Origin of the sequence: Paenibacillus thalictri (assembly GCF_004307995.1) — a bacterium.
Taxonomy (GTDB): Bacteria; Bacillota; Bacilli; order Paenibacillales; family NBRC-103111; genus Paenibacillus_AF; species Paenibacillus_AF thalictri.
Window position 1 is genome coordinate 17,903 of sequence record NZ_SIRE01000022.1, and the last position, 13,029, is coordinate 30,931.

A 13,029-nucleotide genomic window follows, 5' to 3' on the forward strand; every position below is an offset into this window, starting at 1 on the left:
GACGGCTAGTCATGTTTGTCCCTTTGTCCGCATATTCTGTTGAGGAACAGTGGACAGGGGGAGAGGATATTGGCATTCGCTACGCCCTATCAATGGGGGCAATTTATCACCATTCTGGTGATGGCGGTCGCTTTGGGGATGGATGCCCTATCGCTTGGGATCGGTATCGGCATGAGGGGGATCCGCTTGCTCGATATTGCGAAGATCAGTCTGATTATTGCCGTCTTCCACATGATTATGCCTTTGATGGGTATGTTCACAGGCCAATATGTGAGTCATCTGCTGGGGAGCATAGCGACCATGCTGGGCGGCGCGCTGCTGGTGCTGCTTGGGGCGCATATGGTGTATAGTTCTCTGAAGGGCGACGAAGTCAGGCCTTTTGATCACCGGACGTTATGGGGGATGCTCGTATTTGCATTAAGTGTGAGTGTGGACTCGTTTTCCGTCGGAGTGTCCTTGGGGATGTTCTCCTCGGATTTGCTGCTGACCGTGCTGCTGTTCGGGTCCTTTGGCGGTGCGATGTCCATCATCGGGCTGCTGCTGGGCCGGCGGGTCGGCCATTGGATCGGCGAATACGGCGAAGCGCTGGGCGGCATCGTGCTGCTTTCTTTTGGGCTTAAATTTTTGTTCTAAGGTCTCCATATTTACCGGTTTATAGGGTAGAATAGAGGTATTGCTGATCTATGAACCAAGGGGGGAGATCGCCGTGAAGCGCATATTGTTTGTTTGCACCGGCAACACGTGCCGAAGCCCGCTTGCGGAAGGAATGCTGCGGCTGCTCGCAGCGGAACAAGGGCTGGAGCTTGAGGTCAAATCGGCCGGCGTGGCCGCAAACGAAGGAGCGCCGGCTTCCCGGCATACCGTTCACATTTTGCGGGAAAAAGGCTTTACCGCGCCGCTGAGCTCTTCTTCGTTAACCGAAAGTTTGGCAAGCTGGGCCGATGTGATTTTGACGATGACAAGCAGCCATAAACGTTATGCGGTTCAGAAATTCCCAGAGTCGGTCGATAAAATCCATTCGCTCGGAGAGTTCGTAGAGGACGATCAGAACGTGCTTGATGCGATAGAGGAATTGGCCCAGCTTGAAGCGGAATTGCAGGTGAAGGCGGCATTGTCGGAGCCCATCACACAGGATGAGCTGGCCCGGCTGCGGGAACTGCAGCGGAAGCTGCCCGATTATGATATCGCCGATCCTTTCGGTGGATCGCTAGACCTGTACCGGCAGAGCGCCGTGGAGATCGAGCGCAGCTTGCTAAAGCTGTTGAAAAGGCTCAAGTCAACTGGAGAAAATTAGGCCTTTCGGCCGCAGTCTTTATATCTTTACACCTTTGCCGGTTTGAGCTATGATAAGAGTATGGAAATGGTACCCGGTGTAACTGGCGACGCGTGGAAACAACCACAGTGGAGCATCGGGACATACGGCCGGTCGCCTGGGCAAAAGAGCTTGTGACGCATGCAAAATGTATGCGCGCGACGCTCTTTTTTTCGTCTTCACCGTTTTTGGGTTATACTAGGCGTAAACTCATCCCTATTTTCAGGAGGCGATTATCCTATGAACATTGCAATTGGCGCAGATCACGCCGGATATCGGTTAAAGGACGAACTGATCGAATTTATCCGCTCGCTTGGCCATGAAGTAAAGGATTTCGGAGCATTTGGGCCGGAGTCGGTCGATTATCCGGATTATGCTTCGCAGGTTTGCGGCGCGGTTGTATCCGGGACAGCGGATAAAGGTATTTTGGTCTGCGGTACAGGGATAGGCATGTCGATTGCAGCCAACAAAACTCCGGGAATCCGTTGTGCGCTGGTGCACGATATGTTCTCCGCGAAAGCCACGAGAGAGCATAATGATACAAATGTGCTTGCTATGGGTGAGCGCGTGATCGGTCCGGGGCTTGCTCAGGAAATCGTGAAAATATGGCTGGAAACGGAGTTCTCCCAAGGGGAGCGCCATAAAAACCGCATCCACAAAGTGATGCAGCTGGAAGGGTCGCAGTCGCTGCATCCGTAACCGAACCATACGGAAAAGGAGTTGATTGGTGTGGCCAATCGGATTCCGGGCCCGGAGGAACAGGGCGGATCTGCAGCCCATCAGGTGACGGACAACGAAACGTCGGTCCGTGTTGAGACCATCCTGCGCGAGCTTGTGCAGGCGGGCGGTATCGGTCCGGGACAGATCGTAGTCATCGGGACAAGCACCAGCGAGGTATTGGGACAGCGGATCGGCACGGCCGGTACGGTGGACGTCGCGCGGGATATTTTTGATGCGGTGGAGCGGGTACGGCGTGAGGTTGGCTTTTATCCTGCGTTCCAGTGCTGTGAACATTTAAACCGAGCGCTCGTCGTAGAGCGTGTCATGCTGGAGAAATATCCGCTGCTGGAGGAGGTATCGGTTGTGCCTGTTCCCAAAGCGGGAGGCTCCATGGCGGCTTATGCCTACCGGCATTTTGAAGCGGCTTGTGTTGTCGATAGCATTGCGGCGCATGCCGGCGTAGATATCGGGGAAACGATGATCGGCATGCATTTGAAGCGGGTGGCAGTTCCTTTTCGCCCGTCCATCCGGTCGGTCGGTTCCGCACGGGTCACGGCGGGGTTCACGCGGCCGAGGCTGATTGGCGGGGCGCGCGCCGTATACGAAATCGTCCGGAAGCCGGAAAATGCCGGTTCCTGCGACACCTAACACACATACACATTCAGGGAGGAAAATAAATCATGGAACATTTGCGTAAAGTCGATCCGAAAATTGTTGAAGCAATGAACTTGGAGCTGGGCCGCCAGCGCGACAAAATCGAGCTGATCGCTTCCGAAAACTTCGTAAGCCAAGCGGTTATGGAAGCGATGGGCACGGTGCTGACGAATAAATATGCCGAAGGTTACCCTAATCGCCGTTACTATGGCGGCTGTGAGTATGTCGATATCGTCGAAGATATCGCCCGCGATCGCGCCAAAGAATTGTTTGGCGCAGAGCATGCCAACGTGCAGCCGCACTCCGGCGCGCAAGCGAACATGGCGGTTTATCTTGCCGCTTTGAATTCCGGCGATACGGTGCTGGGCATGAACTTGTCCCATGGCGGTCACTTGACGCACGGCAGCCCGGTGAACGCATCCGGTATTTTGTACAATTTCGTTGCTTACGGCGTAAGCGAAAAAGATGCCCGCATCGATTACGACGAAGTGCGTAAAGCGGCGTTCAAACATAAACCCCGCATGATCGTAGCCGGTGCCAGCGCCTACCCGCGTACCATCGACTTTGAAGCGCTTGGCAAAATCGCAAACGACGTTGGCGCTTTGCTGATGGTCGACATGGCGCATATCGCCGGTCTTGTCGCATCCGGTTTGCATCCGAATCCGGTGCCGCATGCTCATTTTGTAACCACCACAACGCACAAAACGCTTCGCGGTCCGCGCGGAGGCATGATCCTGACCCGCAAACCGTGGGCGCAAGCGATCGACAAAGCGGTATTCCCGGGCTCGCAAGGCGGTCCTTTGATGCACGTTATTGCAGCTAAAGCCGTTTCTTTCGGCGAAGCACTGCAGCCAGAATTCAAAACTTATTCACAGAACGTGGTAAACAACGCGAAGGCATTGTCCGAAGCGTTGATGGCTGAGGGCATCAACCTCGTATCCGGAGGCACCGATAATCACCTGATGCTGATCGACCTCCGCAACCTGAACATCAGCGGTAAAGACGCCGAGCATTTGCTTGACGAAGTTGGCGTAACCGTCAATAAAAACGCAATTCCATTTGATCCGACCAGCCCGTTTGTCACCAGCGGTATTCGTGTCGGCACACCGGCAGCGACATCCCGCGGCATGGATGAAAATGCGATGAAAACGATCGCGCAAATCATTTCCTTGACGCTCAAAAATCCGACGGATGCGGCAGTGCACGACAAAGTGCGCGGCATGGTGAAGGATTTGACGGCGCAATTCCCGCTCTACAGCGGCCTAGCTTATTAATTTCAGATATGGGCCACGCGTGCCGGCGCTTTCCATTGTGAGAGCGCCGGTTTTGTGCGTCTTTGCCCCCAGGGAAAAGCGGGAGGATAATTTCATGCGGTTATGTTATAATAATCAAGATTTTGGACAACCGTAACGTTTTAGGGGGATTACCATTATGGGAAAAGTGTATGTTTGCGATCATCCGCTCATTCAGCATAAGTTGACCTATATCCGCGAGGAGAAAACGACAACCAAAGACTTCCGCGAATTGGTTGATGAAGTGGCCACGCTGATGGCGTATGAGATTACAAGAGACATTCCGCTGGAAAAGGTACAAGTAAAGACGCCTGTAGCGATGGCCGAATGCCGCATTATTTCCGGGCGGATGCTCGGACTTATCCCGATTCTGCGTGCCGGACTCGGTATGGTGGACGGGATATTAAAGCTGATCCCGGCGGCGAAAGTCGGGCATGTCGGATTATATCGCGATCCGGAGACCTTGCAGCCGGTCGAATATTATCTGAAGCTGCCTACCGATGTACAGGAGCGCCTGCTCATCGTGATCGACCCGATGCTGGCTACCGGCGGCTCCGCGAATGCTGCGATTGAAGCGCTGAAAAAACGCGGCTGCACGCAAATCAAGCTGATGTGCTTAATTGCCGCACCGGAGGGTGTGCAAGCCGTGCAGAAAGCGCATCCGGACGTGGATATTTACGTTGCCGCGATTGACGACCATCTGAACGATCACGGGTATATTATTCCCGGCTTGGGAGACGCAGGCGACCGTTTGTTCGGAACGAAATAAACGGGTTGTGCCGGATACATATGAATAAGGGGATGCAGCTCATGGAAAAAATTAAAGTGGTTACAATTTTTGGCACCCGTCCGGAAGCGATTAAGATGGCTCCGCTTATTAAGGAGCTGGAGAAGTATCCGGAACAAATCGAATCGCTGGTTTGCGTCACTGCGCAGCATCGCCAGATGCTTGACCAGGTGCTTGATATTTTCCAAATCCGGCCGGACTACGATCTGGACGTGATGAAGGAACGCCAAACGCTGAACGAAATCTCGATCCGCGTGCTGCAAGGGCTTGATCCGATTTTTAAAGAGGCGAAACCTAACCTCATTTTGGTTCACGGGGACACGTTGACAACGTTTTTGGCCAGCTATGCGGCCTTCTTGCAGCAAATTCAAGTCGGTCATGTCGAAGCCGGCTTGCGGACATGGAATAAGCTGTCGCCGTATCCGGAAGAAATGAACCGCCAGTTAACCGGGGTGTTGGCTGATCTGCATTTTGCGCCCACCGATTGGTCTGCAGGGAATTTGCGCAAAGAAAACAAATCGGAGCCGTCGATCTACATTACCGGCAACACGGTAACCGATGTGTTCCAATACACGGTTCGCAAGGAATTCCGGCATCCCGTGCTGGATTGGGCCGAAGGCAAACGCCTGATTCTGATGACGGCTCACCGGCGCGAAGCCCAAGGAGAGCCGCACCGTCAAATTTTCCGCGCCGTCAAGCGGCTTGCCGACGAATTTGAGGATATCGCCATCGTGTATCCCGTTCATTTGAGCCCTGCGGTTCGGGAACCGGCCTATGAAATTTTGGATGGTCATCCGCGTATCAAACTGATCGATCCGATGGATGTCGTGGAGCTGCATAATTTCTATCCGTACACCTACATGATCTTGACCGATTCCGGGGGACTGCAGGAAGAAGCTCCATCGTACGGTGTACCCGTGCTGGTATTGCGTGATACGACGGAACGTCCGGAAGGCATCGAAGCCGGAACGCTGGAGCTTGTCGGAACCGACGAGGAAAAAGTATTCGACCGTGCTCGCGCTTTGCTGACAGACTCGACATTGTACAACAAAATGCGGCAGGCAGTAAGCCCGTATGGTGACGGGAAAGCATCGGAAAGAATCGTTCAGGCCATTCTTTACCACTTCGGTAAGGCTGAAAACCGGCCTCTTCCCTTTCAACCGTGACAAACTTATGACAAACGCAACAGCGTACAGTTGCACTGTTCGGTTTATATTTAAAAAAATCGTTGGTGCAGCAGGCTTTTTGTGATTTTCTTCACTGTGGTTTTGCTTGGAAATACAATTGACAAAAGAGACTTTACTTCGATAAAATAAACTAGGATTTAAGGAAAAGCTGTTGAGCCTTATGTCAAGGGGGTTGCTATGCACAAACCACCTTCCGGTGACAATCCGTGGCGCGCCGTTGCGTTAGTCAGCGCAATCGGGGCGGATCTTGTCGTTTGTATGGCAGCAGGGTATTGGATCGGCGATAAGTTAAGCAATTGGTATGGGGGACAACCGATTTGGATTGTTTCCGGTATCATGTTGGGTTTCTTTATCGGGGTGTTCAGCGTCATCCTCATACTTCGTAAGTACACAGGGGGCTCTAATGGATGATTTCTCCGCCCATCTGAAAACGGTTCAGCGTGTCACATTATTTTTTTTGTCCATCTGTTTTATGGGCTGGGCGTTAGCCCCATCTTACAAGCTTTACTTTGCGGGGTTGATCCTTGGAACGATCGCGAGCTTCGTCAATGCCCGCTTTTTGGCATGGAAGATAGAGCAGCTCACTAAAGCGGTGATTGAAAAGACGAACCGCAAAATCAACATGGGCTTTGCTACTCGCGTCTCAATTGCGCTGCTAGCCGTTTTGGTTGCTTATAAATTCAAGGATCACATTGCAATCTCGACCACACTGGCAGGATTATTTTTCGTACAGTTGGCAACACTCCTACTGGGTATTATTTCAAGAATACGAGGCAAGTAGGTTCACATTATTCCGCGGAAAGGGGTGAAATACTGCATGCATGAACTGCCGATAGTGGAATTAGGCGGAATTCGCTTTGATTTATCCAGCATTATCATGATCGTCATCACCTGTCTGGTTGTTTTTATTTTAGCTCGATTGGGCACGCGTCAGCTGTCCATGGCCAATCCCGGCAAATTGCAAAACTTTCTAGAATGGGTGGTTGACTTCGTCACCGGGCTCATTACAAGCACGATGGACCTGAAAAAGGGTAAGTCGTTCTTGATGCTTGGGATTACGCTGATTATGTTTATTTTTGTCGGAAATATGCTTGGTTTGCCGTTTGGTATCGTCTTTGAAGTGACCAGTCCGCAGCCGTTGTTTGGCATTACGGCCGAAGAGCTGCACCACGCTCATGATACAGGCAAGCACATCGCGTTTGCTTTCTGGAAGTCGCCGACAGCCGATGTGGCCGTAACGATGGCATTAGCCGTCATGGTCATCGTGATGGTCCATTTCCTTGGTTTGACCCGCAACACACATCATTATCTGAAGCACTATGTGGAGCCTCATTGGGCGATGTTCCCTCTGAACGTCATCAAAGAGGTTTCCAAGCTGCTTACGCTTGGTCTTCGTCTATTTGGTAACATCTATGCCGGTGAGGTGTTGATCGGCGTTATCTTGATGGCCGGAATTGGCGGTGTGATTCCGATGATTATTTGGCAAGGTTTCTCCGTATTCGTTGGCGCAATCCAGGCCTTCGTATTTACGATCCTGACGATGGTTTACATCTCTCAGGTTATCGACCACGCCGAAGAGCACTAACAAAATCTAACGGGCCCGAAAGGTTCGATCAGATCTATATTTCAAATAAAATCTAAATGACAATTTAAGGAGGATTTTTTCCATGGAATTTCTTGCAGGAGCAATTGCTATCGGTTTGGGTGCGCTTGGCGCAGGTATTGGTAACGGTTTGATCGTTGGTCGTACAATTGAAGGTATTTCCCGTCAGCCAGAACTTCGCGGTACTTTGCAAACAACAATGTTTATCGGTGTAGGTCTCGTAGAGGCATTGCCGGTTATCTCCCTCGTATTCGCATTGCTGTACACTTTCGTATTGAAATAGTATCCGGTGGCGGGGACGCCTTAAGCCCTCGCCTTCGTTTTGCCTGAACATAATTTGCGCAGCAAATCCGCTGCCGTTTACCTATATGTCTCTCAGAAGGGAGTGACCTTGGATGAATTTTGTGCCGTCAAGTTTTTTTATCACGCTAATCGCATTCGGGATCTTGTATCTCTTGCTGAAAAAATACGCTTTCGGACCGCTGTTCGGCATGATGGAGCAGCGCAGAACGCATATCACGGAGCAAATTTTGCAGGCGGAGCAAAGCCGTAAAGCGGCTGAGCAATTGATCGCCGAGCAAAAAGAAGCGATTCATAACGCAAGAAACGAAGCCAAAGAAATTATCGAGCAAGCTCGCGTAACCAGCTCCAAGCAGGCTGACGAGCTGATCGGCCAAGCCAAAGCTGAGGCGTCCCGCATTAAGGAAGAAGCGCTTCGCGACATCGAGAACGAAAAGAACAAAGCGGTTGCCGCTCTGCGCAGTCAAGTAAGCGCAATGTCCGTGTTGATCGCCTCCAAAATTATCGAAAAGCAAGTCGACGAGAAGTCTCAGGAGCAGCTGATTGAACATTACCTGAAAGAGGTAGGAGGCAAGCTATGAGCCGCGACTTGAACGTAGCAAAACGTTATGCCAAGGCGTTGTTTGAAGTGGCTCAGGAGCGCAATCTCGTCTCCCAGGTGGAAGGAGAGCTGCGCGCTGTTGTGGAAGCATTGCAAAGCGCCAGCGACCTGCAGAGGCTCATTCAGCATCCGGGCATTGATATCGGCGTGAAAAAAGGACTGCTCAAGCAAATCTTCGAAGGCAAAGTGTCCGATGTTGTGTTTAATACTTTGCAACTGCTGGTCGACCGTCGTCGCGAGGACATCTTGAACGTGCTTGTGCTCTATTATGTGGAAATTGCCAACGAAGCTTTGGGTCAAGCAAGTGCTGTCGTCTATAGCCCGTTTGAGTTATCGGACGCTGAGCTTACTCAGATCAAAGAACGTTTCGGCCAATTGACCGGCAAATCGATCCGCGCAACTTCGGTTGTTGACAAAACTTTGCTGGGCGGAATTAAAGTTCGCATCGGCGACCGTTTGTACGATGGCAGCTTGTCCGGCAAATTACAACGTATACAAAAAGCTTTGAATCAATCGCAAGCACTGTAGATAGGGGTGAGTCGTGTGAGTATCAGACCTGATGAAATCAGCACGCTGATTAAACAGCAGATTGAAAACTATAAATCCGAATTGGAAACTGTAGAAGTCGGTACGGTTATCAATGTCGGTGACGGTATCGCACGTGCGCACGGGTTGGAAAACGTTATGGCAGGCGAACTGCTGGAGTTCTCCAACGGTGTGCTCGGATACGCGTTTAACCTTGAAGAAAGCAACGTCGGTATCGTTATTTTGGGACCTTTCAAGGACATCCGCGAAGGCGACCAAGTTAAACGTACGGGCCGCATCGTTGAAGTGCCTGTAGGCGACGGCCTGCTTGGCCGCGTCGTGAACTCGCTTGGTCAACCGATCGACGGTAAAGGGCCTATCAACTCGTCCGGCACTCGTCCGATTGAGAATATGGCTCCAGGCGTTATGGCTCGTAAATCGGTTCATGAGCCGATGCAAACCGGTATCAAAGCGATTGACGCGATGATCCCGATCGGCCGCGGACAACGTGAGTTGATCATCGGCGACCGTCAAACAGGTAAAACATCGATCGCGATCGACACCATCATCAACCAAAAAGGCAACGGCGTGAAATGTATTTACGTCGCTATCGGCCAAAAGCAATCCACCGTCGTAGGTCTTGTTGAGACGCTTCGCCGTGCGGGCGCTTTGGATTACACGATTGTCGTATCGGCAAGCGCATCCGAACCGGCTCCAATGTTGTGGCTGGCTCCATACGCAGGCTGTGCAATGGGCGAGTACTTCATGTACAAAGGCGAGCATGTGCTCATCGTGTATGACGACTTGACCAAACAAGCAGCGGCATACCGCGAGTTGTCCTTGCTGCTCAGACGTCCTCCGGGTCGGGAAGCTTATCCTGGTGACGTATTCTACTTGCACTCCCGTTTGCTCGAACGTGCAGCGAAATTGAACGAAGAGCTCGGCGGTGGTTCCATGACCGCATTGCCGTTTATCGAAACTCAAGCCGGCGACGTTTCCGCATATATCCCGACAAACGTTATTTCCATCACAGACGGACAGATCTTCCTTGAGTCCGACTTGTTCTACTCCGGTCAACGCCCTGCCGTTAACGTCGGTATCTCCGTATCCCGGGTAGGTAGCTCCGCGCAAATCAAAGCGATGAAGAAGGTTGCCGGTACGCTCAAAACCGACTTGGCCCAATACCGCGAGTTGGCTGCATTTGCCGCTTTCGGATCGGACTTGGATAAAGCGACCAAAAACCGTTTGGACCGCGGTGTTCGTACATTGGAACTGCTTAAGCAAGGTGTTAACCAGCCGCTTCCGGTTGAGAAGCAAGTGGTTGCCATCTACTGCGTAACCAGAGGCCATTTGGACGAACTTCCAGTTCAAGACGTAACTCGTTTTGAAGCGGAATTCCTCGGCTTTGTCGATTCCAACCGTCCGGAGATTTTCCAAAGCATCCGCGACACGAAGGATTTGACGGCAGACAACGAAAATGCTCTTAAAGAAGCGATTCAGCAGTTCAAAAAAGGGTTCGCTCCTTCCGCATAAATGAATGGATAGACGGGGCTTCTCCAGCGTGAGAAGCTCGCTCTTCCATTTTTGGACGATAGCTTATAGTTTGGCTTCTCCCCTTCGGAGAGAGCTTCGAGAGAGAGGTGAGCAAGTATGGCAAAAGGTATGCGCGAAATTAAGCGTCAAATCGGCTCCAAAAAGAATACGATGCAAATCACGAAAGCGATGGAGATGGTCGCGGCCGCTAAGCTGAGAAGAGCCCAGGAGGCTGCCGAGGCAGCGCGTCCGTATTCCGACAAGATGAAGGAAGTCGTTGCGAGTATCGCGGCAGGCACCAAAGGTGTGAAGCACCCGATGCTGCAAACTCGCGAAGTGAAGAAAACCGGATATCTTGTAATTACGTCCGATCGTGGTCTTGCAGGCGGTTATAACGCAAACGTGCTTCGTAAGGTTATGGCGCAGATTAACGAACGGCATAAGTCACCTTCAGAGTATGTCATTTTTGTCGTTGGCCGCAAGGGTAGAGACTTCTTCCGCAAGCGCAATATGACGATTGTTGAAGAAGTGACGGGACTGGCCGACTCTCCTACATTCGCAGACATCCGCAATGTGGCTAATTCGGCGGTAAGCAACTATGAACAAGGCGCGTATGACGAATTGTATCTCGTATACAACGAGTTCAGAAATGCAGCGCTGCAAATTCCGCAAGTGAAACGGTTGCTTCCATTGGAAGAGGTCGCTAGCGATACGGTTGTAGCGAATTACGAATATGAGCCGTCCGCTGAAGGCGTATTGGCTGTGCTGCTTCCGAAATACGCCGAAACGCTCATTTATAGTGCCGTACTTGACGGCAAAGCAAGTGAGTTCGGCGCGCGGATGACAGCGATGAACAGCGCTACGAAAAATGCGAAGAAAATGATCAACAATTTGACGTTGGTTTACAACCGTGCACGTCAGGCTGCAATTACCCAGGAAATATCGGAAATTGTTGCAGGCGCCAACGCACAAAACTAAAGGTCCAGATTGCCGGATAAGGCAGTTTGCTGCAATAAGAAACACCAGCTATCCCTGAAGGGATAGCTCGGTGAATGCTTACGATGCTAGCTTTCCTGAAGGAAAGCTTTTAGGAGGTAAAACATGAGCAAGGGGCGCGTTGTAAATATAACGGGGCCGGTTGTCGACATTGAGTTTGAACGCGGACACCTCCCTGAGATTTTAAATGCGATTAAAATCGAAAGAAAAGCTCAAGGTGCTAACGAGCAGAACATCAGCTTGACGGTTGAAGCTGCCGTACATTTGGGTGATAACTTGGTACGCTGCGTAGCTATGTCCTCTACAGACGGACTTGTTCGCGGCATTGAAGCTGTCGATACGGGTGCTCCGATTACAGTACCGGTTGGCGAAGCTACATTGGGACGCGTGTTTAACGTTTTGGGCGATCCGATTGACGGCAACGATACGGTTGACCGTTCGAAAGCTAACCCGATTCACAGACAAGCTCCTACGTTTGAAGAGCTGTCCACACAAGCGGAAATCCTCGTAACAGGGATTAAAGTTATCGACTTGATGGCTCCTTACGTTAAGGGCGGTAAAATCGGTCTGTTCGGCGGCGCGGGCGTAGGTAAAACTGTTACACTGCAAGAGTTGATCCATAACATCGCTTCCGAGCTCGGCGGTATTTCCGTATTTGCCGGCGTAGGCGAAAGAACTCGTGAAGGTAACGACTTGTATCACGAGATGACCGATTCGGGCGTTATTAACAAAACAGCGATGGTTTTCGGACAAATGAACGAACCTCCTGGCGCTCGTCTTCGCGTAGCTTTGACGGGTCTGACCATGGCGGAATATTTCCGTGATGAAGAAGGCCGCGACGTATTGCTGCTGATCGACAACATCTTCCGCTTTACTCAAGCGGGTTCCGAAGTGTCCGCGCTTCTCGGACGTATGCCTTCCGCGGTAGGCTACCAGCCGACGCTGGCAACTGAAATGGGCCAATTGCAAGAACGTATCACATCCACGAAAAAAGGTTCCGTTACATCGATCCAAGCGATCTACGTTCCGGCGGACGATTACACCGACCCGGCTCCGGCAACGGCGTTTGCCCACTTGGACGCAACAACGAACCTTGAGCGTAACATCGCTGCAATGGGTATCTTCCCTGCTGTTGACCCGCTCGCTTCGTCTTCCCGGATTTTGACTCCGGAAATCGTTGGCGAAGAGCACTACCATGTAGCACAAGGCGTAAAAAGTATTTTGCAGCGCTATAAAGAGTTGCTCGACATCATCGCGATCCTCGGTATGGACGAATTGTCCGACGAAGACAAACTTGTCGTTTACCGCGCTCGCCGTATCCAACTGTTCTTTGCTCAGCCGCTTCACGTTGCTGAAGCATTTAACGGTATCCCTGGTCTGTATGTTCCGATTAAGGAAACAGTCCGCAGCTTTAAAGAAATTCTTGAAGGCAAACATGACGATCTTCCGGAGCCGGCGTTCCATAACGTGGGTACGATTGAAGATGCGATTGCCAAGGCAAAAACGCTGTAATTCGGCT

16 protein-coding genes and 1 riboswitch are annotated in these 13,029 nt (G+C 51.5%); all 16 genes read left to right on the forward strand.

Going from position 1 to position 13,029, the window contains the following annotated elements:
- Positions 1-120: 120 nt before the first annotated feature.
- The 16 genes from EYB31_RS27355 to atpD all read left to right on the forward strand — a co-directional run bounded on the left by EYB31_RS27355 (position 121) and on the right by atpD (position 13,022).
- The gene (locus tag EYB31_RS27355; protein WP_131016791.1) at positions 121-633 is read left to right on the forward strand and encodes a manganese efflux pump MntP; all 513 of its coding nucleotides are present in this window, start codon (positions 121-123) and stop codon (positions 631-633) included.
- A gap of 73 nt (positions 634-706) precedes the next feature.
- Entirely contained in the window at positions 707-1,294 is a 588-nt protein-coding gene (locus tag EYB31_RS27360) for a low molecular weight protein arginine phosphatase (protein WP_131016660.1), read from the forward strand.
- A gap of 68 nt (positions 1,295-1,362) precedes the next feature.
- A riboswitch (ZMP/ZTP riboswitch) is annotated at positions 1,363-1,443 on the forward strand.
- Between the two features lie 109 nt (positions 1,444-1,552).
- Positions 1,553-2,011 carry a ribose 5-phosphate isomerase B gene (rpiB, locus tag EYB31_RS27365; protein WP_131016661.1) on the forward strand — a complete coding sequence of 153 codons (459 nt, stop codon included), beginning with the start codon at positions 1,553-1,555 and terminating at the stop codon, positions 2,009-2,011.
- 84 nt (positions 2,012-2,095) lie between these two features.
- The gene (locus EYB31_RS27370) at positions 2,096-2,680 is read left to right on the forward strand and encodes a TIGR01440 family protein (RefSeq protein WP_131016792.1); all 585 of its coding nucleotides are present in this window, start codon (positions 2,096-2,098) and stop codon (positions 2,678-2,680) included.
- Between the two features lie 32 nt (positions 2,681-2,712).
- Positions 2,713-3,960, forward strand: coding sequence for a serine hydroxymethyltransferase (glyA, locus tag EYB31_RS27375; protein WP_131016662.1), 1,248 nt, complete (start codon positions 2,713-2,715; stop codon positions 3,958-3,960).
- A gap of 157 nt (positions 3,961-4,117) precedes the next feature.
- Entirely contained in the window at positions 4,118-4,747 is a 630-nt protein-coding gene (gene upp / locus EYB31_RS27380) for a uracil phosphoribosyltransferase (RefSeq protein WP_131016663.1), read from the forward strand.
- Positions 4,748-4,788: 41 nt separating this feature from the next.
- On the forward strand, positions 4,789-5,931 hold the full coding sequence (gene wecB / locus EYB31_RS27385; RefSeq protein WP_131016664.1) for a non-hydrolyzing UDP-N-acetylglucosamine 2-epimerase: 1,143 nt from the start codon (positions 4,789-4,791) through the stop codon (positions 5,929-5,931).
- Positions 5,932-6,129: 198 nt separating this feature from the next.
- Positions 6,130-6,363: an AtpZ/AtpI family protein gene (locus EYB31_RS27390; protein WP_131016665.1), complete on the forward strand. Its 234-nt coding sequence runs from the start codon at positions 6,130-6,132 to the stop codon at positions 6,361-6,363.
- Complete coding sequence (locus tag EYB31_RS27395) at positions 6,356-6,733, forward strand: ATP synthase subunit I (RefSeq protein ID WP_131016666.1); 378 nt, start codon at positions 6,356-6,358, stop codon at positions 6,731-6,733. Before EYB31_RS27390 ends, EYB31_RS27395 begins: the two co-directional genes overlap by 8 nt.
- Positions 6,734-6,769: 36 nt before the next feature.
- Positions 6,770-7,537 carry a F0F1 ATP synthase subunit A gene (gene atpB / locus EYB31_RS27400; protein ID WP_131016667.1) on the forward strand — a complete coding sequence of 256 codons (768 nt, stop codon included), beginning with the start codon at positions 6,770-6,772 and terminating at the stop codon, positions 7,535-7,537.
- A gap of 82 nt (positions 7,538-7,619) precedes the next feature.
- Complete coding sequence (gene atpE, locus EYB31_RS27405) at positions 7,620-7,838, forward strand: F0F1 ATP synthase subunit C (protein ID WP_131016668.1); 219 nt, start codon at positions 7,620-7,622, stop codon at positions 7,836-7,838.
- Positions 7,839-7,950: 112 nt separating this feature from the next.
- Entirely contained in the window at positions 7,951-8,436 is a 486-nt protein-coding gene (gene atpF, locus EYB31_RS27410) for a F0F1 ATP synthase subunit B (protein ID WP_131016669.1), read from the forward strand.
- On the forward strand, positions 8,433-8,984 hold the full coding sequence (locus EYB31_RS27415; protein ID WP_131016670.1) for a F0F1 ATP synthase subunit delta: 552 nt from the start codon (positions 8,433-8,435) through the stop codon (positions 8,982-8,984). Before atpF ends, EYB31_RS27415 begins: the two co-directional genes overlap by 4 nt.
- Before the next feature lie 15 nt (positions 8,985-8,999).
- Positions 9,000-10,514, forward strand: coding sequence for a F0F1 ATP synthase subunit alpha (gene atpA, locus EYB31_RS27420; protein ID WP_131016671.1), 1,515 nt, complete (start codon positions 9,000-9,002; stop codon positions 10,512-10,514).
- 117 nt (positions 10,515-10,631) lie between these two features.
- Positions 10,632-11,492: an ATP synthase F1 subunit gamma gene (gene atpG, locus EYB31_RS27425; RefSeq protein ID WP_131016672.1), complete on the forward strand. Its 861-nt coding sequence runs from the start codon at positions 10,632-10,634 to the stop codon at positions 11,490-11,492.
- A gap of 123 nt (positions 11,493-11,615) precedes the next feature.
- Positions 11,616-13,022: a F0F1 ATP synthase subunit beta gene (gene atpD / locus EYB31_RS27430; RefSeq protein WP_131016673.1), complete on the forward strand. Its 1,407-nt coding sequence runs from the start codon at positions 11,616-11,618 to the stop codon at positions 13,020-13,022.
- Positions 13,023-13,029: the final 7 nt, after the last annotated feature.

Coding starts and splice junctions, on each gene's coding strand:
- EYB31_RS27355 (WP_131016791.1), top strand. CDS start 121: ATGGCGGTCGCTTTGGGGATGGATGCCCTATCGCTTGGGATCGGTATC.
- rpiB (WP_131016661.1), top strand. CDS start 1,553: ATGAACATTGCAATTGGCGCAGATCACGCCGGATATCGGTTAAAGGAC.
- glyA (WP_131016662.1), top strand. CDS start 2,713: ATGGAACATTTGCGTAAAGTCGATCCGAAAATTGTTGAAGCAATGAAC.
- upp (WP_131016663.1), top strand. CDS start 4,118: ATGGGAAAAGTGTATGTTTGCGATCATCCGCTCATTCAGCATAAGTTG.
- wecB (WP_131016664.1), top strand. CDS start 4,789: ATGGAAAAAATTAAAGTGGTTACAATTTTTGGCACCCGTCCGGAAGCG.
- EYB31_RS27390 (WP_131016665.1), top strand. CDS start 6,130: ATGCACAAACCACCTTCCGGTGACAATCCGTGGCGCGCCGTTGCGTTA.
- EYB31_RS27395 (WP_131016666.1), top strand. CDS start 6,356: ATGGATGATTTCTCCGCCCATCTGAAAACGGTTCAGCGTGTCACATTA.
- atpB (WP_131016667.1), top strand. CDS start 6,770: ATGCATGAACTGCCGATAGTGGAATTAGGCGGAATTCGCTTTGATTTA.
- atpE (WP_131016668.1), top strand. CDS start 7,620: ATGGAATTTCTTGCAGGAGCAATTGCTATCGGTTTGGGTGCGCTTGGC.
- atpF (WP_131016669.1), top strand. CDS start 7,951: ATGAATTTTGTGCCGTCAAGTTTTTTTATCACGCTAATCGCATTCGGG.
- EYB31_RS27415 (WP_131016670.1), top strand. CDS start 8,433: ATGAGCCGCGACTTGAACGTAGCAAAACGTTATGCCAAGGCGTTGTTT.
- atpG (WP_131016672.1), top strand. CDS start 10,632: ATGGCAAAAGGTATGCGCGAAATTAAGCGTCAAATCGGCTCCAAAAAG.
- atpD (WP_131016673.1), top strand. CDS start 11,616: ATGAGCAAGGGGCGCGTTGTAAATATAACGGGGCCGGTTGTCGACATT.